Genomic DNA, 24763 nt, shown 5'->3' on the forward strand with positions numbered 1-24763 from the left:
TGGGTCTATCTATAACGGTGAGCCTATTTTTAATATACGGCTACTGCCATACGAAAAGCCAGAATTAGTTTTATCGTTCGTCTCACACCATGCGTGACCTGCGCGTGGTTTTCAATCGGTCGCAGCGGAGCTTTCAACAGTTCGCGGCCAAAAGGGAAATCATCCCAATCGTCTGGAGCGCCCGCGGTGGCAGACGAGCTTAATCCAATCATGGGGACAACATGGAATTGCTCGCTTACGGCGTGGACTGGCTCAATCTATTGGTGCGCTGGCTGCATCTGATCACGGGGATCGCGTGGATCGGCGCATCCTTCTACTTTGTTTGGCTGGATAACAGCATTCGTCCTCCGAAGCCGGGTTCCGACCTGGCCAGGAAGGGCGTGTCCGGCGAGTTGTGGGCCGTGCATGGTGGCGGTTTTTACAACCCGCAGAAATACCTGGTGTCGCCGGCCGAACTGCCGTCGGACCTGCACTGGTTCAAATGGGAGGCATACGCCACCTGGATCTCCGGCTTCTCGCTGCTGTTCATCGTCTACTACTTCAACGCCTCGGCGATGATGATCGATAAGTCGGTCGCGGACCTGACCCAGTTGCAGGCGATCGGCGTGGGCCTGGGCTCGCTGCTGGTGGGCTGGATCTTCTACGACACGTTGTGTCGCTCGCCGCTGGGCCGGAAGGACGGCCTGCTGGGCGTGATCATGTTCGTCTTCATCGTGGCCATGGCCTACGTGCTGACCAAGTTCCTGAGCGGCCGCGCGGCCTATATCCACGTCGGCGCCATGATCGGCACGATGATGGTCGGGAATGTGCTGATGCTGATCATCCCCGGCCAGCGCAAGCTGGTGGAAGCGATGGAGCAGGGCAAATCGCCGGATCCTATCCACGGCAAGAAGGCCAAGCAGCGCTCCGTGCACAACAACTACTTCACGCTGCCTGTGCTGCTGATCATGATCAGCAACCACTACGCGATGACCTACAGCCACGCCTACAGCTGGGCGCTGCTGGGCGCGATCATCGCAGCCGGCGTGCTGATACGTCACTTCTTCAACCTGCGCCACCATGGCAAGACGGCATGGCAGTTCCCGGCGGCGGGCGTCGCCATCCTGGCCGCTGTGGCGGTGGTGATCGCGCCGCGTCCCGCAGCGGTGCCGGCTCCTGCCGTCGCGGCAGCAACTGGTGAAAGCGCCGGCGAGGCACATGCCAGCGTCGCGGCACCGGACTTCACTCGCGTGCAGGCCATTGTTAACCAGCGCTGCGTCAGCTGCCACGCTGCGCAGCCTACGCAACCCGGCTTCGCCACTGCGCCTGCAGGCATCAAGTTCGATACGCCTGAGCTGATCCGCCAGAACGCGGCCAAGATCAACCAGCAGGCCGTCGTGCTGAAGGCCATGCCGATCGGGAATATGACCAACATCACGCCTGAAGAACGCTCCGAGCTCGGTGCGTGGTTCGCCGCCGGCGCCAACTGACAAGAAGACAGATCATGACTACTACCACCATCAATGGTTTCAACCTGACGGCCGCGCAGGTCGTCGCCGTCGCCCGCAACCCGGCCATCGAAGTCAATCTGGCCGCCTCGTCGCGCGCCGCGCTGAAGGAAAGCCGCGATTACATCGAGTCGACCTGGATGCACGACGAAGCACCGATGATGTACAGCTTTAACACCGGTGTCGGCATGCTGAAGGACACCCGCGTCAAGGTGCAGGACATCGTCCTGTTCCAGACGCAGCTGATCAAGGCCCACGCCTGCGGCATGGGCGAGCCGTTCTCCGAAGAGGTGAGCCGCGCCACGATGCTGTTGCGCGCCAACGCCTTCGCCAGCAACTACTCGGCGCCGCGCGTCGAAGTGGTGGACCGCCTGCTGGCCTTCGTCAATGCCGGCATCCACCCGATCATGCCGCAGAAGGGTTCCGTCGGCGCCTCGGGCGATCTGGCGCCGCTGGCCTACCTGGCCGCCGCCATCGCCGGCTTCGACGAGGCGGAAGTGATGTACAAGGGACAGCGCATGTCGGCTCCCGACGCGATCCGCGCTTCCAACGTCGGCCCGGTCGTCTTCGAGCTGAAGGCCAAGGATGCGTCGGCGCTGATCAACGGCTGTACCGTCTCGCTGGCCGTGGCGCTGCTGGCCGCGGAAGACGCGCGCAACATGCTGTCCGACGCCTGCCTGTCGCTGGGCCTGACGCTGGAAGCGATGCGCGCCGAGATGTCGGCCTTCGATCCACGCATCCACGAAGCGCGTCCGCACGCCGGCCAGATCAAGACCGCCGCCATCATCCGCGACCTGCTGCAAGGGTCGACCCGCACCACCCACGAAGCGCGCGCCGTGCGGTTCCCCGAAGAGCTGCGCCGCACCGATATCCCGTACACGGCCCGCATCCAGGACGTGTACTCGCTGCGCTGCGCGCCGCAGGTCTATGGCCCGGTGTTCGATGCGCTGGACTACATCGACACCATCCTCGACAAGGAAGTGAATTCCGCCACCGACAACCCGCTCATCTTCGGCAAGGACGGCGGCGGCTTCGAGATCATCTCGGGTGGTAATTTCCACGGCCAATACCTGGCGCAGGCGATGGACCTGCTCGCGATGGCCGTCGCGGACCTGGGCAGCATCGTCGAGCGCCGCGTCGCGCGTCTGATCGACCCGACCTTGTCGTGGGGCCTGCCGCGCAACCTGATGTCCGGCGTGCGCGGCGTGAACACCGGCTACCCGGTGATGCAATGCTCGCTCAGTTCCCTGGTGATGGAGAACCGCACGTTGTGCATGCCGGGCAGCGTCGACTCGATTCCGGCCAAGGGCAACAGCGAAGACCACGTATCCAACTCCACCTGGTGCGCGCGCAAGGCCGCCACTGTGGTGTCGAACACACAGTACATTGTCGGCGTTGAAATGTTGTTGGCCTCCCAGGCGCTGACGATGACGGAAAGCCTGCTGCCCGGCTTTGTGCTCGGCAAAGGCACCCAGGTGGCGTATGAGGCGGTGCGCAGCCAGATCCCGGCCTGCCTCGACGGCGACCGCTGGCTGCACAACGACCTTGAAGTGGCGCGTTCCTTCATCACCACCGGCTCGGTGCGCAAGGCGGTCGTCGCACAAATAGGTGAATTCGTCTAAACCGGAAGGACCCTGACCAGAGGAGGGTAAACATAGGGCTACGCCGTAATGAAAATACGGCGCGCCCGACTGTTATAGGCCATAGCAGATAGCAGGTATGCCACCACAGCGATTTCAAGAAGTGGCCCCTGAGATAAGGTCTATGCCGATTGTTCCCATGTTTAATCGGCGGACGACACATAAGTAGTCAAAATAGAACACGGAGACATCATGTTAATTCTAGAGAAGTTCTTTAAGCTGAAAGAGAACGGTACCGACGTGCGCACCGAATTGGTCGCAGGCCTGACTACCTTCCTGACGATGGCTTACATCATCTTCGTCAACCCCTCCATCCTCGGTGACGCCGGCATGCCCAAGGGCGCTGTCTTCGTCGCCACCTGTATCGCGGCAGCTCTGGGCTGTCTCATTATGGGTCTGTATGCAAACTATCCGATTGCCATGGCGCCGGGCATGGGGTTGAACGCCTACTTCGCTTACGTCGTCGTCAAGGGCATGGGCATGCCCTGGGAAATGGCGCTGGGAGCGGTCTTCATCTCCGGCTGCCTGTTCGTGTTCGTCAGCGTATTCAAGCTGCGCGAGATGATCGTCAACGGCATCCCCCATTCGATACGCACCGCCATCACCGTCGGCATCGGCCTGTTCCTGGGTTTGATTTCGCTGAAGAGCGCGGGCATCGTCGTCAGCAGCCCTGAGACGCTGGTGCGCGTGGGCGACCTGCACAAGGCACCCACGCTGTTGGCCATTGTCGGCTTCTTCATCATCGTCGCATTGGACCGCCTGAAGGTAAAGGGCGCGATCCTGATCGGCATCCTGGCCGTGACGGTGCTGAGTTTCTTCGTCGGCGGCAACCAGTTCAACGGCATCGTTGACATGCCCCCGTCGCTGGCGCCCACCTTGTTCAAGCTGGACCTGATGGGCGCGATCTCGGTCGGCCTGCTGAACGTGGTGCTGGTATTCTTCCTGGTCGAGCTGTTCGACGCCACCGGCACGCTGATGGGCGTGGCCAACCGCGCAGGCCTGCTGGTCAACGGCAAGATGGAACGCCTGAACAAGGCGCTGCTGGCCGACAGCTGCGCCATCGTCACCGGCTCGCTGCTGGGCACCTCCAGCACCACCGCCTACATCGAAAGCGCCGCCGGTGTGCAAGCGGGCGGCCGCACCGGCCTGACCGCCGTCGCCGTCGGTGTGCTGTTCCTGGCCTGCTTGTTCATCTCGCCGCTGGCCGGCGTGGTGCCGAGCTACGCAACGGCGCCCGCGCTGCTGTACGTGTCGTGCCTGATGCTGCGCGAATTGGTCGACATCGACTGGAGCGACACCACCGAATCCGTGCCCGCGGCAATCGCGGCACTGACCATGCCGTTCACGTACTCGATCGCGCTTGGCGTGGCTTTCGGCTTCATCTCCTACGCGGTGCTGAAGCTGTTGACCGGCCGGGTGCGCGAAGTGCGTCCAGTGATCTGGGCGATCGCTTGCGTGTTCACCTTCAAGTTCGTCTACCTCGGCGCTGGCTGAGGAGCTAACTCTTCTTCTCCCGATTGATCTCTGTCCGGCGCCCGCAATGGCGCCGGCTGGGACAGTCACGTTCAAAAATATGGAAAACTAAAATGAAAACGAGACAAATTCCACAACTGCTGTGCACCGCCTTTCTGAGCCTGGCCGGTTCGGCCCACGCCGCCGACTGGAGCGACACCTCCGTCAGCTGGCGTTACGGCACCGACTACCGCGAGCCGTTCAACAGTCAGGACATCGCCAAGAACATCGTGGCGCTGACTCACGTCAGCGGCTACAAGTACGGCACCAACTTCTTCAACGCCGACTTCCTGATGTCGGATAAAAACGATCCGGCGTCGCTGACGCAAAAGTCCGGCGCCAACGAAGCCTACATCCTGTACCGGAACACCGTGGACCTGAGCAAGGTGACCGGCACCGAATACAAATTCGGCCCGGTGCGCGGCCTGGGGATCACCGGCGGTTTCGACGTCAACACCAAGAACGACGTGGGCTACAACTCGCGTAAGCGCATGTTCGTGCTGGGACCGACCTTCATGTGGGACGTGCCGGCCGGCCATTTCAACACCAGCCTGTTGCTGATCAACGAGAGCAACGCGCCGAGCGGCGCCTTCCCTCCGATCTCCACCGTCACTGGACGTTATACCTACAAGACGCATGCAATGCTGTCGTCGGAATGGGGGATTCCGTTTGGTTCGCTGTGGGCGTTCGAAGGCTATGCGAACTTTATCGCGTCGAAGGGCAAGGACGAAGTGGGCAACGATACCGGCGCAGAGACCAATATCGACATGCAGGTGATGTTTGATGTGGGGGCCGCGATTGGCCACGCGAAGAATACCTTCCGAATCGGCGTCGAGTATCAATACTGGCGCAACAAGTTCGGCAACACCTCGGCCACCACCGGCGGTCAAGGCTATGTCGCCAAGACGCCGATGATACGGGCCGAGTACCACTTCTAGACTACATTAAGTCCGGGGTTCGCCAGTGCGGCTGTTGACGGCGATGGAGTTCCCCGGTGGCGCGGTCATTTGCACGCGGTGCTCCTGGCCGCGATAGTTGTAGGTCACGTCCCAGTATTGCGGCTTCTGGTTTTCGACGTTTTCGCAGCGGCGCACATCGCGCTCGGAGGTCTGCGTGCTATTACGGTTGGCCACATTGTTGCCGATCGCCGCGCCGGCGATCGCGCCACCCGCGGTGGCGACATCGCGTCCCGTGCCGCCGCCGACCTGGTGGCCGAGGATGCCGCCGATCAGCGCACCGGCGATGACGCCGCCGGCACTGGTGCCGCTGCGCGCGGGCTCGGTCACCTGCTGGCGCTCGACCCAGCAGCGTTGCTCAGGCGTGCCGACCACGGCGTGCACCGAGGTAATCGGCACTTCGATAATGCGCTCGCTCGGACGGCGGCGATATTCATTGGTAGGCTGCGGCAGCGGCTCCGGCGCTTCATTTTCATAGCGGTCGCGGCGGCCGAGCGGACGTACCGACGAGATGCGGTCATTCATGCCCATGCCGCTCAGCGACTCGTAGCTGCCGCGACGCAGCACCATGCAGTGGCCGCGGAAGTTGGAGTCATCGCACACTTCCCACTGGCCGCGATCGACCACCACCGACGAGGCGCGATCGTTGAAACCGTTGCGGGTAAAGTCCCGCACTTGTTTGTTGGCGGTGAAGGCGCGGCCGCGCCAGCCGTCGTGTTCGTAGAAGGTGATTTGTGCAAAGGCTTGCGTGGTCATGCCCAGCGCTGCGACGGCTATGGCGATTTTCAGTTTGTTATTCATTTTTCTTCTCCGTTGTGGATGGTCTTGAGGCGCTGCCAGCATGAGCCGTTTGTGACGTGCGTTCTGTGCGCTTGTGCACATAAAGCATATTTCCAATATAAAAATTCTATTACCCGAAGGGAAAACTGGAGGATACTTGGCGTTAAAGGGGAGAGCGGCCATGATTCGTCATCGTTATTGGATGTTTGCGCTTGTATGGGGCCTGCTGGCGGGGTGCGGTGGCGGAGGAGGCGGGGGCGCCAGTCCTGGCCCGACGGCGGTCGCGACGACGCCGAACGCGCCGCTGACGGCAAGCGTGGCCGGCAAGGTGACGGTCAAGGGCGGCGCGCCGCTGGCGGGCGTGGTGGTGACGGCCTACCAGACCAATAACCACACCTCGGTGCAGGCGACCACGGACGCCAACGGCAACTACAGCTTCAGCGGCCTGATGACGGGTACCCAGACGCGCTACGAAATCTGGGCCACCAAGGCGGGCTACGGCTTCTATCCGGTACCGGCCAACGGCAGCGCCACCGCGCTCAAATCCGATCACAACGCCTTGTACCGGATGGTGCTGTCGTACATGGCCACGTCCGGCAGCAACGTCACCGGCGGGAACTTCGACGCTTATGACGGGGGCAACCGGCTGCTGAACCTGGCCGCCAGCGGACAGCAGACCAGCTACGCCGCCGGCGACGACGGCGCGTTGAAAAACGGCCTGGCGTGGCCTACGGGGCGCTTTGTCGATCTGCAGAACGGCAGCGTCAGCGACAAGCTGACGGGATTGGTCTGGACCCGCAACGCGGCTTGCTTCAGCGCCCGCAACTGGCTGGACGCGCTGGCGGCGGTCAAGCAGATGGCCGACGGCATGTGCGGCCTGAGCGACGGCTCCAAGGCTGGCGACTGGCGCTTGCCGAATGTGATCGAGCTGGAAAGTCTGGTCGATATCTCGCGCAGCAATCCGGCGCTGGCTGGAGGGCATCCCTTCCTCAACGTGGCCGGGCCTTACTGGAGTTCGACCACTTACCGCGGCGTCACCGAAGAAGCGTGGGTGATCGATTTCAAGGACGGCCGCTATATCAACGATTTGCTGAACAATCTGAAGGCCAGCTCTCCCAATGGCGTGTGGGCGGTGAAGAGTGGCGGCAGCGGCAGCGTGAATTTGATGGCCACCGGCCAGTTCATCGTCTACGCTGCTGGCGACGACGGCGATGTTCGCAGCGGCGTGGGACAAACCTCGCTGCGCTTTGTCGACGGGGGTAACGGTACTGTCAAGGATACTGTAACGGGGCTGGTGTGGTTGAAGCAGGCCAACTGTATCCGTCAATCGTGGGCCGGTGCGCTGGCCGCTGTACGGGCGCTGTCGCAGGGACAGTGCGGGTTGACCGATGGATCGAGCGCAGGCAGCTGGCGCATGCCGAACCGCGCCGAGATGTTGAGTCTGGCCGACCGCGCGGAAACCAATATGGCTTTGCGCTTCAACTCCGTGTTCCAGAACGAGGAAAAGACGGCGATAGATCAGGCGGCGGTATTCAACAACTTCGTCGAACTGGAGTTCTACTGGACTTCCAGCACCGACTTCGCCGACCCGACGCAGGCCTGGACGGTATTCAGCTGCGACTACGGCGTCTACAGCATCCTGAAAGCCAACGCCGGCTACACGCTGGCGGTGCGCGGTCCGTAAAAAAAAAGCGGGGTCAGTTCCGGCATCGTGCCACGTACGCCAGAGGCATGATTGAATCCGCAATTGAGTTAAATCAGCGTATGTCGAGGCTGGCGGGACTAGGGTGTGTGAATGACACGTCCACTTCGCATAGAGTTCGCCGGTGCGCTGTATCACGTTACCTCACGTGGTGATCATGGCGAAGCAATTTATCGTGACGACGCCGATCGAATGGCGTGGCTCGATATTTTTGCGATCGTCTGTAAGCGATTCAATTTTGTCATCCATGCGTATTGCCAGATGACGAATCATTACCATGCGGTCGTTGAGACCGTCGAGGGTAATCTGTCGCAGGGAATGCGGCAGTTGAACGGCTTATACACTCAGCACTTCAATCGTCGGCATCGTCTGTCGGGACACCTTTTTCAAGGGCGCTACAAAGCAATTTTGGTTCAAAAGCAAAGCTATTTATTGGCGCTGTCACGGTACGTGGTGCTCAATCCGCTTCGAGCCCACCTGGTGCAGTTGCCGGAAGAGTGGGTATGGAGCAGCCATCGATATCTGATGGGGATGGGCGATCGGCCAGAGTGGCTCGACACAGAATGGTTGTTGGGGCAGTTTGGCTCGACGCGCAGCCTGGCCATAAAGCAGTATCGTCAGTTTGTGATGGATGGGGTGGGGCTGGATAGTCCATTGAAGCGAGTCTGCCATCAGCTTATGTTAGGCGACGAGTCTTTCGTCGAACACCATCGAAGCTGTTTTGGGGACGCGTCTTTGCGAGGTGTTTCCAAAGCCCACCGACGGGCGGCCGCTCGGTCACTGGACGAATATCGGCTTCAATTTTCAGACAGGGATCAGGCGATGGCGAACGCGTATTTTTCTACCGTATTCACCATGGAGCGAATTGGCGAGTTCTTCGGCGTTTCTTTGAGAACGGTGAATCGCGCGGTAAAGAAATATGACGGTAAGCTCTGAGGTGGCAGGTTGCCGGAACTGACCCCGCCTTTTTAGAGTCCGCTGTCTTATGGCTCCACCGAATGGGCGCGCTTCAGGCAGCGCAGCACGAAGGTGGAGCGGCTGTGGCGCAGGCCGGGCAGCTTGTAGAGTTTGCGGCGCAGGAATTCTTCATAGCCCGCCGTACCGGCTACCGCCACCTTGATCAGATAGTCGTATTCGCCGGTCAGCAGATACGCCTCCATCACTTCCGGCAGATCGGCCAGGGCCTGGCCGAATTTTTCGAAGATGTCGTCGTCGTGCCGGTCCAGCGTCACTTCGATGATGACCGTGTCCGGGTAGCCCAGCGCCTTCTGGCTGAGTAGCGCCGTGTAGCCTTCGATCATGCCGCCTTCCTCCAGCGCGCGCACGCGGTTCCAGCACGGCGTGGTCGACAGGCCGACCTTTTCGGCCAGCTTGGTGTTGCTCAGGCGGCCGTCCTGGCGCAGTTCACGCAAGATGCGGCGATCGAGTTCGTCAATTTCCATGGGATAGTTCCGCAAAAGATGAATATCCCATATATTCTATATTATTCGGGACATCGTCCTTTAAATTGACATAAGCGAAGCAAATTCAGGAAGCCTATTTTGACGCTTCCCGGATATTCTGGTGGCATGAATACCACACAAAAAAGCTACCGTTTTTGCATAGAGCCGGACGATCCGATCGCCACGCTGGAAGCCGTGCTGGCGATTGTGCGGCGGCTGGGGATAGAGTTGCGCAGCCTGCGCACGACGGCCACCGCGCAAGGGGTGGACGTGCAGCTGCGGCTGGCGGCGGCGGAGGAAGACCCGCTGACGCTGTGCCGCATGCGGCTGCACAACGTCATCGGCGTGCTGGCGATACGCGAGATGCCCACCTTGGTGGCATCCCGCGAGAGGACAGCAGTTAGCCAGTAAGGTAAGCGTATTTGAACAGGAACACGCCGGCGATCACCCACACCACCGGCTTGACCTCGCGCGCGCGGCCGGTCAACAACTTCAAGCCGGCGTAGGTGATGAAGCCGAACGCGATGCCATGGGCGATCGAATAGGTGAACGGGATCACCAGCGCGGTGATGGCCGCCGGCACGCTCTCGGTGGTCTCGTTCCAGTCCACGTCGACCAGGTCGCGCAGCATCAGGCAGGCGACGAACAGCAGCGCCGGGGCGGTGGCGTAGGCCGGCACCACGCCGGCGATGGGGGCGAAGAACAAGGCCGCCAGGAACAGCAGCGCGACCACCAGCGCCGTCAAACCCGTACGACCGCCGGCCTGCACGCCGGCCGCGCTTTCGAGATAGGCGGTGGTGCTGGAGGTGCCCAGCATCGAACCGGCCACGATAGCGCAGCTGTCGGCCAGCAGCGCCTTGTTCAGGCGCGCCATCCGGCCGCCGACCAGCAGCCCCGCGCGGCTGGCCACGCCCATCAAGGTGCCGGTGGCGTCGAACAGTTCAACCAGGAAGAACACCAGCACCACATTGAGCAGGCCGATGTTGGCGGCGCCCTTCAGATCCAGCTGGAGCAGCGTCGGCGCCAGCGACGGCGGCATCGACATGAAGCCGTGAAAGGTATTGCCGCCGTAGAAAAAGCTCAGCACCGTCACGGCGATGATGCCGATCAGCAGCGCGCCCGGCACCCGCAAGCGGTCCAGCGTAACGATCAGCAGGAAACCGGCCACCGCCATGATGGTCTGCGGCTTGTGCATGTCGCCCACGCGCACCAGCGTTTCGGGACTGGCGACCACCAGGCCGGCGCTCTTCATCGCGATCAGCGCCAGAAACAGACCCAGGCCGACGGTGATCGCCACCCGCAGCGAGTGCGGAATGCCGTTGACGATCTGTTCGCGCACCTTGAACAGGGTCACCAGCAGGAACAGGCAACCCGAGATGAACACGGCGCCCAGCGCCGACTGCCACGGCACGCCCATGCCCAGCACCACGGCATAGGCGAAGTAGGCGTTGAGCCCCATGCCCGGCGCCATGCCGATCGGGTAGTTGGCGTACAGGCCCATGATGATGGTGCCCAGCGCGGCGGCCAGGCAGGTGGCGACGAAGACGGCGTCCTTCGGCACGCCGGCGTCGCCCAGGATCGCGGGATTGACGAAGATGATGTAGGCCATCGTCAGGAAGGTGGTGATGCCGGCCACCACTTCGGTGCGGACATTGCTGCCGTGCTCTGCGAGCTTGAAATATTTGTCGAGCGGCCGCATACGTTCCCCCTGGGAATTGCTTCTTGCACAAAAAAGATGCGAAAATACCAAAATAACTACTGATATTTGGTACACTTTAACCCTTAATCAGTATCTCACGAGCACGGAGCACGGGTCATCAACATGGAACTTCAGCCACGACAAGAGGGGCGCACGCTGGTGCTGAGCCCAGCCGGCCGCATCGATCATACGCACGCGGATGCCTTCAAACTGGCGCTCGATCCGCATCTGCGCGACTGCACCAGGGATGGCGCGCCGATGGTGATCGATTTCGCCGGCGTCAATTACATCAGCAGCATCGGCTTGCGGGCGCTGATGGTGGCGATCAAGCAGGTCAAGGCGCAGGGCGGCCGCATGGTGCTCGCGGCGCTGCAGCCGCTGGTGCTGGAGGTGTTCACCATCAGCCGTTTCGACATGCTGTTCGAGATATTCCCGGACCGCCCCGCAGCGCTGGCCGCCGTCGGCGGCGCTTCATGAAGGCCCGCATCTGGGGTGCGCGCGGTTCGCTGCCGGTCGCGCTGAATCACAAGCAGATCCGTTCCAAGCTGGTGAAGGCGCTCGAGGGCGCCATCGGCCGCAATCTCGACACGCCGGAAAAAGTGGCGTCGTATATCGACAACGACCTGGGCTTCGACGTGCGCGGCACCTACGGCGGCAACTCCAGCTGCGTCGAGGTGGAAGTGTGGGATCCGGACACCGTGCACGAGCACATCATCCTCGACCTGGGTTCCGGCGTGCGCGCGCTGGCCGGCGCCAAGCTGGCCAAGTATGGCCCCGCCAAGCCGCAGACCTACCATGTGTTCATGTCCCATCTCCATTGGGATCACATCATGGGCTTCCCGTTCTTCACGCCGGCCTACATACCTGGCAACCGCATCATCATCTACGGCTGCCACAAGGAGCTGGAGACGGCGTTCCGCCGCCAGCAGGAGCCGATCAGCTTCCCGGTCGGCTTCCATCAACTGGGCGCCACCATCGAATTCGTCACCATGGAGCCGGGCGTGCCATTGAAACTGCACGACGTGACCGTGACGGCCAAGCTGCAACTGCATGCCGGCGACTCCTACGGCTATCGCCTTGAGCACGGCGGCAAGAGCATGATCTACAGTACCGATTCCGAGCACAAGCTGGATAACGCCGCCGAGCGCGTGGCCTTCGTCGATTTCTTCCGCGACGCCGACCTGGTGATCTTCGACGCCATGTATTCGCTGGCCGATTCCATTTCGGTCAAGGCCGACTGGGGGCATTCCAGCAATGTGGTCGGCGTCGAGCTGTGCCAGCTGGCGGGCGTTCACCAGCTTTGCTTGTTCCATCACGAGCCTATTTACGACGACGCGCAGATCGCCAGCGTGCTGGCCGAAACGCGCCGCTATGCCGAGATCACCGGCGAGGCGCCGCTGGAGATCGTCTCCGCCTACGACGGCATGGAAATCGAACTGTAAGCGCGGCCATGCTGCAACGCTTGCAAACCCGGGTCCTGGGCGGCCTGCGCGCGGGCCAGGGGCGGCCGTTGGCGCTGGTGCTGGCGGGCCTGCTGGCGTTGGCCTTGTCCATCGGCGGCGACGGTCCGTTGCCGCAGCTGCGGCTGGCCCTATTCGACGCCTATCAGGTCCATCTGCCGCGCCAGCGCGCGTCCGGACCGGTCCAGATCATCGCCATCGATGAAGCCTCGCTGAAGCAATTCGGCCAGTGGCCATGGCCTCGCACGCGCCTGACGGAACTGATAGAACGCATCGATGCGCAGCGGCCGCTGGCCATCGGGCTGGATATCCTGATGCCGGAGCCGGACACCACCTCGCCGGAAGCGCTGGCCGCCCGCCTGCCAGCGGGCGCGTTGCGCGATGGCCTGGCCGTGCTGCCGGCCTACGACGACGTGCTGGCGACGGCCATGCGGAGGGCGCCGACGGTGCTGGGCGCGGCCGGCTTCGCCCATCCCGAGCCGGGAACCAGCGATGCGCTGCGCGTCTGGCCGGTGCACGTGAACGGCATGAGTGCCGCGCCGCTGCCGGTGATGACGAATGTGATGAGATTCCCGCAGGCGATGTCCAGCCTGCCGTTGCTGCAGGCGGCGGCCAAGGGGCAGGGCTTGTTATCGGTAAACCTGGAGAAGGGCATCGTGCGGCGGGCGCCGCTGGTCGGCGCGGTCGGCGAGACGCTGGTGCCGGCTTTTTCGATGGAGTTGCTGCGCGTGGCCACAGGCGCCAAGGCACTCGAAATCGAAGCCGGTTCCGACGGCGTGCACAGCGTGTCGGTAGGCGACCTGCGGGTGCCGACCTTGCTCGACGGCGCGGTCTGGGTGAATTTTTCCTCGCCGGCGATGGACCGCTACATCTCCGCGCTGGACCTGATGCAGGACCGTCTCGACCCGGCCGCGCTGCAAGACAAGATCGTCATCGTCGCCATGACCGGGCTGGGTCTGACCGACTACAAAACCAACGCACGCGGCGACTTCATGCCCGGCGTCGACACGCACGCGCAGATGATCGAAAGCTTCTTCGACGGCGCCTTCCTGCGCCGGCCCGGCTGGATGCGCGCCGCCGAGGTGGCGTCGTTCGGCATCTTCAGCGTGCTGCTGGTGTGGCTGATGCCCGGCTTGCGGCTGCGCGTATCGGTGCCGATAGGGGCCGTCATTGCGCTGGGCATGTTCGGCGGCGGCGCGCTGCTGTTCGCGCGCGCCGGCTTGCTGTTCGACGCCGCCGTCGTGGACTGCGGCCTGGTCCTGGTCGCTCTCAGCCTGTTGACCAGCATGCTGGCGGCGGCCGTGCGCGACCGCAAGCTGAGCGAGCACGCGCTGCAGGCGGCGCGCGTGTCGGCCGCGAAGACCGCCGGCGAACTGGGCGCCGCCCGCCGCATCCAGATGGCGACGCTGCCGCGGGCCGCGCAGTCCTTCCCCGGCGAGCGCCGCTTCACGCTGGATGCCTTGCTGGAACCGGCGCGCGAAGTGGGCGGCGACCTGTATGATTTTTTCATGCTCGACCGCGACCGCGTCTTCTTCATGGTCGGCGACGTGTCGGGCAAGGGCCTGCCGGCCAGCCTGTTCATGGTGGTGGCGAAGGCGCTGTCCAAGAGCGTGGCGCTGCGCGGCACCGATGGCATGGCCGCCGTCATGAACGGCGCCAACCGGGAGCTGTCGCGCGAGAATCCGGAGATGCTGTTCGTGACCAGCGTGGCCGGCATCCTCGATGCCTCCACCGGCCAGGTCCTGCTGTGCAACGCAGGCCATGACGCGCCGCGCCGGTTGATGGCCGATGGCCGCATCGAGCTGCTGCGGCCCGCCGATGGGCCGCCGCTGTGCGTGATGGATGATTTCGAATACCCGGTCCAGGAATACCAGCTGCAGGCGGGAGAGTGCCTGTGCCTGACCACCGACGGTATCAACGAGGCGATGGACGAGGCGGGGAATTTGTATGGCAACGAGCGGCTGGACCGGCTGCTGGGCGGCATGCCGTTGGCCTCACCGCCGGCAGCGGTGGTGCAGGCGGTGCGCGACGATGTGCGCCGGCACGTGGGCCAGGCCGAAGCCTCGGACGACCTGACCTTGCTGGTGCTGCGCTGGGACGGCGCGGCGACAAGCTAACGGACGCGGATCTCGACGCGGCGGTTGCGCGGCTCGTCGACGCCGTCGGCGGTCGGCACCAGCGGTTCGCGTTCGCCCCGGCCTTGCACCACGATGCGTTCTTCGTCGATGCCGGTTTCCACCAGCATGCGCTTGACCGCGGCGGCGCGGCGCAGCGACAAGGCATCGTTGTATTCGCGCTTGGCCACGGTATCCGTATGGCCGATGACGATGATCTCGGGAGCAGGGCGCGATCCCAGTTGCGCCTTGACGTCCGCCAGCCGCGCCGCCGATTCGGGCACCAGGTCGTCGGTGTCGGTGGCGAAGTAGAGCGTGAACACGGCCGCGCGCTGCGGCATCGCCGACAGCACTGTCTCGTAGCGGCTCCTGATATCGGCCATGTCGCCGATGCTGACGGTGGCACCCTTGCTGTCGATGGAGGCGACCTGGTACGGCTTGTCTAGCACCGTATCGGCGCCCGCCGTGGAGATGATTACCGCGCTCGGCTTGCCGTCCTGGTTGGGCAGCAGCGTGATTTGTTCGGTGGGTGTGCGTTGTTGCGAGACGGCGGCGATCAGGCAGGCGATCCAGATTAACATCGCCATCGATTATTCTCCGTCCTTGACGTCGATGACGAATTCGGTGCCGCGCACTCCGAGGATGGAAGTCGGCGTGCGGAACTGCACCGCGCCCGGCGATTGCTTGGGCAGCTTGCCGGAGATGACGCCCAGCGTGCCGCGTTTGACGGTAGCGTCCAGCGTGCCCTCGTGCGAAGTCGGGTCGAAGGCGTATTTTTCCAGCCACACGTTGCTGTTCGGCCCCACCGCCAGCAGCGTCTCGTCGCGCAGCGTGATGCCGACGCTGCCGTCGGCGCCGGTGATCACGCGGTCGCTGGGCATCAGCGACGCACCGGCGCTTGCCGGCGACTGCTTGCCTTCGCGTTCGATAGTCGCTTTGCCCTTGGTGGTCTTGACCATGCCGGCGGGCGGTTCGGCGGCATGGGCGGAAGCGATGACCAGGACCGCTGCCAGTGCGGCTTTCAACATGTTTCTTCTCCTTGGATGATCAATCCGATAATATATTGATATGGAGAAAAAAGAAACCGATACCGCGCACATGCTGCAGTTTCCGGCGCGCCTGGACGCGGTGCCCAGCGCGATGGCGTTCGCCGCGCTGGCGCTGCAGCACGCCGGCCTGGCGCCCGGCGTCGTTGCCCGCGCCGAGCTGATACTGGAGGAGCTGCTGCGCAACAGCATCCTGCATGGCTACGGTGGCGACAGCGCGCATTCGGTGTGGGTCGGCGTGGACGGTGCGCGGCTGGCTTACGAGGACGAGGCGGCGCCATTCAATCCGCTGACCGAAGGACCTGCGCCGGCCGATCCGCTGCTGCCGGTCGAGCAGCAGAAGGTCGGCGGCGTCGGACTGCTGCTGATACGCCAACTGGGCGGCGCGGTGGCCTATTCCAGAAGCGGGGGGCGCAACCGCATCGAGATCGCCTTACAATAGCGTCATCACCAACCAACAGGATTTTGCATGAGCGAGTTTTCCAGCGATATTTACACCGAACCGTCCACGATCGACGTCAACACCCTCGACAACCTCGGCCCGCTGGCGCCGATGGCGGGAATCTGGAAGGGTGAGCGCGGCCTCGATATCAAGCCGAAGGCGGACGGCCCGCGCAAGCAGGCCTACGTCGAACGCATCGAGCTGCAGCCGATCGATCCCGTGACCAACGGCCCGCAGCTGTTCTACGGCCTGCGCTACCTGATCATCATCAACAAGCCGGGCCAGGCCAAGACCTACCACGAGCAGGTCGGCTACTGGCTGTGGGAGCCGGCCACCAGCACCGTGATCCAGACGCTGGCCATCCCACGCGGCCAGATCGCCATGGCGTCGGCCGTGGTGGCGCCGGACGCGAAGGAGTTCGAACTGGTGGCGCGGCTGGAGTCCGACACCTATGGCATCCGTTCCAACCCGTTCCTGGAATACGGCTTCAAGACGGTGGAGTACCGCATCAAGGTCACCATCAACGACGACGGCACCTGGGGCTACGAAGAAGATACGGTGATGATGATACGTGGCCAGGATGAGCCGTTCCATCACGTCGACCGCAACCTGCTGAGCAAGGTCGCCGAACCGCTCGCCAACCCGATGGCGAGCGGCGTTCCTGCGTGAACGAGATGAGGTTGCAGGCGATTTTATGGGACAACGACGGTGTGCTGGTGGATACCGAGCGCCTGTTTTACGAGGCGAACCGGGATCTGTTCCTGCCACTGGGGTTGGCCCTGAGCGAGCAGCACTTCTTCGACTGGTACCTGGCCGACAACTGCGGCGCGTGGCACCTGATCGAGCCGCGCCTGAGCCAGGCGCAGATCGAGGAATGGCGCAACGACCGCAATCGCCGCTATGCCGCCCGACTGGCTTCCGAGCACATTCCCGCCATCGAAGGCGTGGCCGAAGTGCTGGCCAGCCTGTCGCCGCGCCTGCGCATGGGTGTCGTGACCAGCGCCAACCGCGAGCACTTCGAGATCATCCACGACCGCCTGGCGCTGATGCCGCATTTTGAATTCGTCCTCACGCATGAATCCTACGCCTGCAGCAAGCCGTCGCCGGAGCCGTATCTGCTGGGGCTCGAGCGGCTGCAGCTGGACGCCGCCGATTGCCTGGTGGTGGAGGATTCGCCGCGCGGCCTGCAGGCGGCGACGGCGGCCGGCATCCGCTGCATCATCCTGCGCAACGCGCTGACGCGTGGACACGACTTCCCCGGCGCCTATCGCGTGGTCGATACCATGCCGCAGCTGCTGGACGAGATCGAGCAGCTGATGGCGGAAGGCTGAACCATGGCCCACCTGCACCTGTGCTGGGAGCTGGGCGGCGGACTGGGTCACGCGGGACGCCTGAAAATGCTGGCGCAGGCGCTGCTGGCGCGCGGCCATCGCGTCACCCTGAGCTTGCGCGACCTGGCGCATACGCGGGCCTTGCTGGCCGACCTGGACGTGCCGAAATTCCAGGCGCCGGTGTGGCAGCAACGCAGCAGCGGCCTGCCGCCCACGCAGGGCAACCTGGCCGAGATCCTTTTCCTGTTCGGCTATCTGGACGCGGTACCGCTGCGTGGCATGGTCGACGGCTGGCGCGCGCTGTTCGGGCAGTTGCGTCCTGACCTGGTGGTAGCCGATTTCGCGCCGACGGCGATCCTTGCCGCCCGCAGCCTGGGCTTGCGCAGCGCTTCGGTCGGCAGCGGCTTTTACAGCCCGCCGCCGGGCAAGTCGCTGCCGCCGTTGCGCGACTGGGAGCCGATCCCCGCGCAGCGCCTGTCGTCGTCCGAAGCCCGCGTGGTGGGCAACGCCAACCTGCTGCTGCCGTCGACGGCGGTGCCTTTCGAGCACGGCGCGGAGCTGTTTCTGGGTGATGTTGCCGTGCTGTGCACCTGGCCGGAGCTGGATCACTACGGCCGCGCCGAACACGAGGCCGCGCACTGGGTCGGCCCCAGCCTGTTGTCGCCGGGCGGATTGGCGCCACACTGGCCACCGGGTGAGGGGCGCAAGGTGTTTGCCTACCTGAAGGCCGGACATGCGTCGCACCGCGCGGTGCTGCAGGCGCTGGTGGATGAGGGCTGCCGCGCGGTGGTGTATCTGCCGGACGTGGCCGGCGGCGCGGCGCCGCCGGTCATCAGCCCGCAACTGCATTACGCGGACGCGCCGGTCGACCTGACGCTGGCGCTGGCCGAAGCCGACCTATGCATTTCCCACGGTGGCGTCGCCACGCTGGCGCAAGCGCTGCTGGCGGGCGTGCCGCTGCTGATGCTGCCGATGCAGAACGAGCAGTTCCTGATCGCGCGCCAGGTGGCGCGCTCCGGCGCCGGCTACAACGCGGCCTTGCTGCAGCCGGATGGCGACTGGCGCGGCGCCGTGCGGCGTATCCTTGAACAGGACAGCTATCGCTTGGCGGCACGCGCATTCGCGGCACGCCGCCGGGGCTTCGATCCAAAGCGGATGAACGACGAAATCGCGGCGCTGCTCGAGCGGCAAATGGCCTCTACGCAACAAAGCTGAGATTTCCTCGCCCTAACGCGGATGTCAGGCTGAAAAATTCCAATCAGTAACATAAACGGCGCTACACTCTCTCCAGCAGATTCATCCCGTAGTTATCAAAAACACATGATGCGACGCTGGACGCCGCGCACCGCGATTGGGGAACTGATGATGAACAGCCGCTCTTCCTGCCCGACGATCGGATCACTGCGTCCCAAATGGCTGCCCTTGCTGGTAGCCGCCTGTTTTGGCGGCGCCCAGGCCACGCCGACCCTGCCGCAAGTGGTGGCCGGCCAGGCGACATTCGGCCAACAGGGCAATGTGTACTCCATCACCAATACCCCCAACACCATCATCAACTGGCAGAGTTTTTCGGTCGGTGCCGGCGAGGTGACCCGCTTCATCCAGCAGAACAGCTCTAGCAGCGTGCTGAACCGCATCCTGGGGCAGGATCCCAGCCAGATTTTCGGCGCCCTGCAGTCGAACGGCCGCGTGTTCCTGATTAATCCCAACGGCGTCATGTTCGGCCGCGACTCGCGGGTCGACGTGGCCGGCCTGGTCGCGTCCAGCCTGAACCTGTCCAACACCGACTTCCTGGCGGGCAGGAACAACTTCACCGCTGTCGCCGGCGCGGGCGCGGTCAGCAATGCCGGCAGCATCACCACGCCGTCCGGCGGCCAGGTGTTCCTGGTGGCGCCGAACGTGGACAACAGCGGCGTCATCACCTCGCCCCAGGGGGACGTGATCCTGGCGGCCGGGCATGCCGTGCAATTGGCCGAGGAGGGCAATCCGTCGGTGCAGGTGGTGGTCAGCGCGCCGGACAACGCGGCGCTGAACCTGGGCCAGGTGATCGCGCAGGGCGGCCGCATCGGCATCTACGGCGCGCTGGTCAACCAGCGCGGGCGTTTGAACGCCAACAGCGCGGTGGTGGGCGAAAACGGCCAGATCGTGCTCAAGGCCAGTCGCGACACGCTGCTGGAAGCGGGCAGCGTGACCAGCGCCACCGGCGCCGGGCAGGGCGGGGAGGTATCCGTGCTGGGGCAGCGCGTGGCGCTGACCGGCGACGCGCGCATCGACGCCAGCGGCCAGACCGGCGGCGGCACCGTGCTGGTCGGCGGCGATTACCAAGGCAAGAACGCGGCGGTGCAGAACGCGCAGCAAACCGTGGTCGGGGCCGACGCCCGCATTGAGGCCGACGCCATCGCGCGCGGCGACGGCGGCAAGGTGGTGGTCTGGGCCGACGGCGCCACGTCGATGGCGGGACAGGTGTCGGCGCGGGGCGGGGCGGCCGGCGGCAACGGCGGCATCGCCGAGTCGTCCGGCAAGCAATTCCTCGATTTCCGCGGCACGGTCGATCTGCGCGCGGCCCGGGGCAAGATGGGCACCCTGCTGCTGGATCCGAATAATATTTCCATCACCACCGGCAGCGACACCTACATCACGCAAACCGGCGGCTCGCCTTTCGTCTACGAGGCCAACAATACGCCGGCCGTGCTGACGCCGTTGACGCTGACGAACCAGCTTGCCATATCGGACGTCAACGTCTACACCGGCACCGGCTCCATCACGGTGCTGAGCCCGGTCAGCTGGTCCAATTCCAGCGAGCTGACCTTGTCTGCCACCACCGGCATCGCGATCAATTCGCAGGTGACCAATACCGGGGGCGGCAAACTGTCGCTGTACACGACGGGCGGCAACATCACCCAGACCTCGGTGATCTCGGTGCCGACATTGGCGGCGATCGCCGATACCGGCAGCGTGACCCTGACCCACAACGGCAACACCGTCGGCACCCTGGCCGGTTCGGGCGCCACCGGCTTCTCCTATCACGACGCCGACGCGTTGACGATCGGCACGGTGGCGGGCGGCGCGATCCCGACGCAGGTCGGTGTCACCTCCAGCGGCGGCTCTGTCGAGATCATGACCGGCGTGGCCACCGTCACCGGCGGCCTGGCCATCGACTCGATCGTGTCGGCGCCGTCCGGCACCCTCAATTTGCGCGACTACAAGGGCGACATCACTCAAACCGCGGAGATCAGCGCGCCGTCGGCGCTGATCATCGCCGACCAGGGCGCGATTACGCTCAATCACACGGCCAACAACCTGAACACCCTGGCCGGTTACAGCAACGCGCCGTCGGGTTTTAGTTTCGTCAATTCCGGCGCCTTGACGGTGGGCCTGGTCAGCGGCTCGTACGGCGTGAGTAGCTTCGGCAGCGCGCCCCTGAGCCTGACGGCGCTGACGGGCGACCTGACGATATCGGACACGACTTACGGCGCCACCTCTGGAACCTCTGCGCTGACGCTGACCGCCACCAGCGGGCAGGTGCTGGGCAGCGGCATCGTCAAAGGCGGCGCCACCACCATCAACAGCGCCACCGGCATCAACCTGACGGGAACGCAAAATGAGATCGGCTCGCTGACCGCCAGCGTCACCGGCAGCGGTAACATCACGCTGGTCAACAACCATGCATTGTCGATCGCCTCGGTCAGCACCGCCGCGTCCAACGCGACGGTCGACCTCTCGACCACCGCAGCCTCCGCCTTCGGTATCGAGGTGGCCGGCACCATCAATGCCGGGGCCTCGGGCTATGTCGCGCTCAATGCCGGCGGCAGCGGCGCGATCACGCGCACCGGCGCCTCCAGTGTCATCAGCGCGGACAGCATCATGCTGCAAAACAGCAGCACCGGCGCGATCGGCACCTCGGGCCTGCCTTTGCTGACCAACGCGCTCAACAGCGACACCACCGACTTCCATATCGGCGCCTCGGGTGCCGGCCCGCAAGGCTTGTACCTGGCGCACACCGGCAGGATGAGCCTGAACTCGGCCTCGCACTACGGCAGCAACGCCGCCATCAGCATCGGCGCGACCAACGACCTGACCATCGCCGGCAACCTGAGCGCCGGCACGGCGAACTTGACGCTGGACACGTCCGGCAGCCTCGCCAGCGACACCAGCTCCATCCTCGCCGGCGGCACCGTGAACCTGCTGGCGACGCAGAATATCAACCTGGGCAGCGTGGTCTCGTCGACGGGCAGCATCAGCATGGTGGCCCAGCAGGCGTTGACGGCGCGCGGCATCAGCACGGCCGCGCTCAACGCCGGCAACGTCACGCTGACCGCCAACGGCGGCGACATCGTACTCGGGGCCGACAGCGGGCTCGACGCCCGTTCGAGCTCGGCCGGAGGCAACGGCACCGTGTCGCTGACCAGCGTCGGTACGATCCAGATGCTGAACAGCAACGTCATCAAGGCCGGCGCGCTGGACATGAAGGCCGCCACTGGTATTTACGGCGTCAGCAATTCTGTCCCGCTCGCGATCATGAGCGACAGCGTGCAGGCGCAAAACACGTCCTCAGGAGTGATACGGCTGTCCAATAGCGGCACCAATTTGTCGGTGGGCGGGGCCAGCAGCTACGGCATCGATCAGCAAGGCGCCGGCCTTGTGTATCTGGACAACGCCAGCGGCTACACAACCAGCATCAACAAATCCATCACCAGCGCTGGCGGCAGCATCGCGGTCTACGGATCGGGCGGGATTTCGCTGGTGGCATCGCAGCCTATCGTCAGCAACGGCGGCGGCATCCAGCTGTTCGCGTTCGACAACAACGCCCAGCTGACCATGCCGGCCAGCTCCAGCGTCAGCAGCGGTGGCGGCTTGATCAACCTGAAGGCCGACGCCATGTCCTTCACCGGCAGCGCCTTGCATGCGGGCAGCGGCGGCGTCGCCATCGGACCGGGCAGCGGCGATACGCTGATCCGCGCGGGCACGGGCGCCACCGATGTCAGCGGCGCCCCCGGCACGCGGGTGCTCGGCCTGACCGAAGCCGAACTGCGTACCATCGACACCACCGGCTACATTTATCTCGGCAATGGCTCGCAGACCGCCGACGTGACCATCTCGGGCGCGCTGGATCTGTATAACGGCGGCGCCCTGAACGGCATGCTCTCACTCAACGGCGGCAGCGGCAACGTGATCATCAACGACGTGCTGACGACGGGGCTGGTAACCATCGCCAACGCCAACGCGGCGAAAACAATCACTATCGGCAACGGCGGGCAACTGCAGGCCCACGGCACGACCGCGTTCAACGCGCTGGGCGGCGTGGTCATGAGCGGCAACGGCAGCATCGCCACCAATGGCAGCGTGCTGTACATGCAGGGCACGACCGGCGTCACCCTCAATGGCACCTCCAGCATAGCGACGGCGGGCGGCGGGCTGACCATCGATGCCGGCAGCGTGGACGGCGTGTTCACCACCCAGGCCGGCACTTCGATTTCCAGCGGTGGCGCGACGCCGCTGATCACGGCCGACAACATGAGCCTGGCGGGCACCATCACCAGCACCAGCGGCGTCGCCCTGGCGCCGCACACCGCCGGAGTATCGGTCAAGGTCGGAGCGCTGGCGGCCGATAGCAGCGGTGTGCTGCGTCTGACCAGCAGCGAACTTAACGGCGTGAACGCGCCCATTCTGCGCATCGGCTCGTCCACTTCCGGCGCGGTCGCCATCGAATCGGCGCTGGGCAATGGCAGCGGCGGCGCGTTCGAGCATGTCGGCTCGGCTTTGCATCTGACCTCCGGCGGCGCCATCACGCAGAGCGCCGGCGCCACCATCGGCGGCATCACCAGAGTCGCGTTCACCGGCACCGACGTCGCGCTGGACCAGGCCAACGGCACCGGCCGCATCGCCGGCTCCACCAGCGGTTCGTTCGCCTATCGCTCCGCCAACCAGATCTCGGTCGAGACGGTCGACGGCGTCAGCGGCGTCACTTCCGGGGCTGGCCAGACTATCAAGCTCAAGTCCGACGGCGCCGGCATCAGTCAGAACGTCGGCGCGCCGCTGATCGTATCCAGCGGCACGCTGGTGCTGGAGGCGGCGGGACCGGCCGAGCTGAACTTGATCACCAATAACTTCACCGCCCTGGGCGGAGCGCTGAACCAGGGCGGCGCCGGCGTCAAGGGGCCGTCGGAAATCTATGTCGCCAACAACCTGACCGTCGGCAGCGTGACCGCCATCGATGGCGTGACCACCATCAACGGACTGTCGACCAATAACCAGGACCTGGAACTGTCGACCGGCTTCATCACCCATTCGCTGATCATCAGCAAGCCGGTCGACGTCGGCACCGCCAGCGCGTCGCTGGAGACGGACAACCTGACGCTCAACGACACCGTCACCGGGAACACCGTGGTGCTGCAGCCCCACACCACGGGCCGGCCGATCACGGTGGGTTCGGCCACCTGCCAGGTGGGCGGGGTGGGCGGCTGCCTGGCGATCACCCGGCTCGACCGCGTGGTCGCGCCGAATATCGGCATCGGCCGCCGTTACGGCGACTCCGAAGCGCCGGGAGATCTCTATGTGGCCGGCATCACCACCGCCGGCACGGCCGTCGCGACCGACATCAATCCGGTCACCACGATGATCGGCCTTGGCAGCGGCGGCACCATCACCCAGGGTGGGCCTATCGTGGTCAACACGCTGGGTCTGTCGGCGGGCGGGATCGTCACGCTGGGTGACGCGGGCAATCTGATCTCGACGCTGGCGGCAGAAACCAATGGCACGGCCATCTCGTACAGCAATAGCGCGGGCTTCACGGTCGGAGTGTTGCCGGCCAATACGCTGATCGAGTCGGGTGGCGGTTCCTTGAGCGGCGTGCACACGATGGGCGGCAATGTGGCGTTGACAGCCGGCGGCGGCGCCACCAGCGAACTGACCATCTCTCAACTGATCAACGCCGGCAGCGGCGATGTCGGACTGACTTCGCACGGGGCCGTGTACGGCGGTACTGGTACCAACGATATCACCGCCGGCACCCTCAGCGTCACGGCCAACGGCACCTCCACGCGCGGCGCGGGCATCGGCGCCAACGATGGCGCCCGCGGCGTGCATACCACCCTGCCGCGCCTCGCCACGCTGACGGCGCCCGCGGCCCGCCGGCCCGTCGCCCGCCAGGCGAAA

20 protein-coding genes are annotated in these 24763 nt (G+C 64.4%); 15 read left to right on the forward strand and 5 right to left on the reverse strand.

Translation table 11 applies throughout. The features are described from left to right. The first annotated feature begins 221 nt into the window (after positions 1 to 221). The 4 genes from ACCD07_RS10105 to ACCD07_RS10120 all read left to right on the forward strand — a co-directional run bounded on the left by ACCD07_RS10105 (position 222) and on the right by ACCD07_RS10120 (position 5577). Entirely contained in the window at positions 222 to 1469 is a 1248-nt protein-coding gene (locus ACCD07_RS10105) for a urate hydroxylase PuuD (protein ID WP_413447265.1), read from the forward strand. A 14-nt stretch (positions 1470 to 1483) separates the two neighbouring features. Continuing rightward, positions 1484 to 3109: an HAL/PAL/TAL family ammonia-lyase gene (locus tag ACCD07_RS10110; protein WP_413447266.1), complete on the forward strand. Its 1626-nt coding sequence runs from the start codon at positions 1484 to 1486 to the stop codon at positions 3107 to 3109. Between the two features lie 210 nt (positions 3110 to 3319). Continuing rightward, the gene (locus ACCD07_RS10115) at positions 3320 to 4621 is read left to right on the forward strand and encodes an NCS2 family permease (protein ID WP_413447267.1); all 1302 of its coding nucleotides are present in this window, start codon (positions 3320 to 3322) and stop codon (positions 4619 to 4621) included. A gap of 92 nt (positions 4622 to 4713) precedes the next feature. Further along, the gene (locus ACCD07_RS10120) at positions 4714 to 5577 is read left to right on the forward strand and encodes an outer envelope protein (protein WP_413447268.1); all 864 of its coding nucleotides are present in this window, start codon (positions 4714 to 4716) and stop codon (positions 5575 to 5577) included. 6 nt (positions 5578 to 5583) lie between these two features. Here ACCD07_RS10120 and ACCD07_RS10125 read toward each other — a convergent pair whose 3' ends face one another. Beyond that, a complete protein-coding gene (locus ACCD07_RS10125) occupies positions 5584 to 6396 on the reverse strand; it encodes a beta/gamma crystallin-related protein (protein WP_413447269.1) in 813 nt (270 codons plus the stop codon). 160 nt (positions 6397 to 6556) lie between these two features. Between ACCD07_RS10125 and ACCD07_RS10130 the strand changes: the two genes are divergently transcribed. Together ACCD07_RS10130 and ACCD07_RS10135 are read left to right on the forward strand one after the other, a co-directional pair. Continuing rightward, positions 6557 to 8059 carry a DUF1566 domain-containing protein gene (locus ACCD07_RS10130; protein WP_413447270.1) on the forward strand — a complete coding sequence of 501 codons (1503 nt, stop codon included), beginning with the start codon at positions 6557 to 6559 and terminating at the stop codon, positions 8057 to 8059. 111 nt (positions 8060 to 8170) lie between these two features. Beyond that, positions 8171 to 9013 carry a transposase gene (locus ACCD07_RS10135; RefSeq protein WP_413447271.1) on the forward strand — a complete coding sequence of 281 codons (843 nt, stop codon included), beginning with the start codon at positions 8171 to 8173 and terminating at the stop codon, positions 9011 to 9013. Between the two features lie 47 nt (positions 9014 to 9060). Here the strand turns inward: ACCD07_RS10135 and ACCD07_RS10140 are convergent, their stop codons facing one another. After that, complete coding sequence (locus tag ACCD07_RS10140) at positions 9061 to 9519, reverse strand: Lrp/AsnC family transcriptional regulator (RefSeq protein WP_176650792.1); 459 nt, start codon at positions 9517 to 9519, stop codon at positions 9061 to 9063. Between the two features lie 126 nt (positions 9520 to 9645). On the opposite strand from ACCD07_RS10140, the gene ACCD07_RS10145 reads away from it, so the two are divergent. Beyond that, positions 9646 to 9930 (forward strand): hypothetical protein, encoded by a 285-nt coding sequence (locus ACCD07_RS10145; protein WP_176650793.1) that lies wholly within the window; start codon positions 9646 to 9648, stop codon positions 9928 to 9930. Here the strand turns inward: ACCD07_RS10145 and ACCD07_RS10150 are convergent. Continuing rightward, positions 9920 to 11218, reverse strand: a complete 1299-nt coding sequence (locus ACCD07_RS10150; protein ID WP_176650794.1) for an NCS2 family permease — start codon at positions 11216 to 11218, stop codon at positions 9920 to 9922. The genes ACCD07_RS10145 and ACCD07_RS10150 overlap by 11 nt on opposite strands. 123 nt (positions 11219 to 11341) lie before the next feature. Here ACCD07_RS10150 and ACCD07_RS10155 point away from each other — a divergent pair, with 123 nt between their 5' ends. The 3 genes from ACCD07_RS10155 to ACCD07_RS10165 are packed head-to-tail and all read left to right on the forward strand — an operon-like array spanning position 11342 to position 14795. Next, positions 11342 to 11695 carry an STAS domain-containing protein gene (locus tag ACCD07_RS10155; RefSeq protein WP_176650795.1) on the forward strand — a complete coding sequence of 118 codons (354 nt, stop codon included), beginning with the start codon at positions 11342 to 11344 and terminating at the stop codon, positions 11693 to 11695. Continuing rightward, entirely contained in the window at positions 11692 to 12660 is a 969-nt protein-coding gene (locus tag ACCD07_RS10160; RefSeq protein WP_176650796.1) for an MBL fold metallo-hydrolase, read from the forward strand. The genes ACCD07_RS10155 and ACCD07_RS10160 overlap by 4 nt, the downstream gene beginning before the upstream one ends. 8 nt (positions 12661 to 12668) lie before the next feature. Continuing rightward, the gene (locus ACCD07_RS10165) at positions 12669 to 14795 is read left to right on the forward strand and encodes a CHASE2 domain-containing protein (RefSeq protein WP_413447272.1); all 2127 of its coding nucleotides are present in this window, start codon (positions 12669 to 12671) and stop codon (positions 14793 to 14795) included. On the opposite strand, the gene ACCD07_RS10170 is transcribed toward ACCD07_RS10165, so the two are convergent. Then, positions 14792 to 15379: an OmpA family protein gene (locus ACCD07_RS10170; RefSeq protein ID WP_176650798.1), complete on the reverse strand. Its 588-nt coding sequence runs from the start codon at positions 15377 to 15379 to the stop codon at positions 14792 to 14794. The genes ACCD07_RS10165 and ACCD07_RS10170 overlap by 4 nt on opposite strands. 3 nt (positions 15380 to 15382) lie before the next feature. Beyond that, positions 15383 to 15820 (reverse strand): FecR domain-containing protein, encoded by a 438-nt coding sequence (locus tag ACCD07_RS10175; protein ID WP_176650799.1) that lies wholly within the window; start codon positions 15818 to 15820, stop codon positions 15383 to 15385. A gap of 40 nt (positions 15821 to 15860) precedes the next feature. Between ACCD07_RS10175 and ACCD07_RS10180 the strand changes: the two genes are divergently transcribed. The 5 genes from ACCD07_RS10180 to ACCD07_RS10200 all read left to right on the forward strand — a co-directional run. Then, positions 15861 to 16280, forward strand: coding sequence for an ATP-binding protein (locus tag ACCD07_RS10180; protein WP_176650800.1), 420 nt, complete (start codon positions 15861 to 15863; stop codon positions 16278 to 16280). Between the two features lie 27 nt (positions 16281 to 16307). Next, complete coding sequence (locus tag ACCD07_RS10185) at positions 16308 to 16949, forward strand: FABP family protein (protein ID WP_413447273.1); 642 nt, start codon at positions 16308 to 16310, stop codon at positions 16947 to 16949. Positions 16950 to 16954: 5 nt separating this feature from the next. Beyond that, positions 16955 to 17611: an HAD family hydrolase gene (locus ACCD07_RS10190; RefSeq protein WP_413447278.1), complete on the forward strand. Its 657-nt coding sequence runs from the start codon at positions 16955 to 16957 to the stop codon at positions 17609 to 17611. A 3-nt stretch (positions 17612 to 17614) separates the two neighbouring features. Then, positions 17615 to 18826: a glycosyltransferase gene (locus ACCD07_RS10195; protein ID WP_413447274.1), complete on the forward strand. Its 1212-nt coding sequence runs from the start codon at positions 17615 to 17617 to the stop codon at positions 18824 to 18826. A gap of 105 nt (positions 18827 to 18931) precedes the next feature. Beyond that, positions 18932 to 24763, forward strand: a 5832-nt coding sequence (locus ACCD07_RS10200) for a filamentous hemagglutinin N-terminal domain-containing protein (RefSeq protein ID WP_413447275.1), incomplete at its 3' end; no start/stop codon positions are given.

Source organism: Duganella sp. Dugasp56, from assembly GCF_047304105.1.
Lineage (GTDB): Bacteria > Pseudomonadota > Gammaproteobacteria > Burkholderiales > Burkholderiaceae_D > Rugamonas > Rugamonas hordei.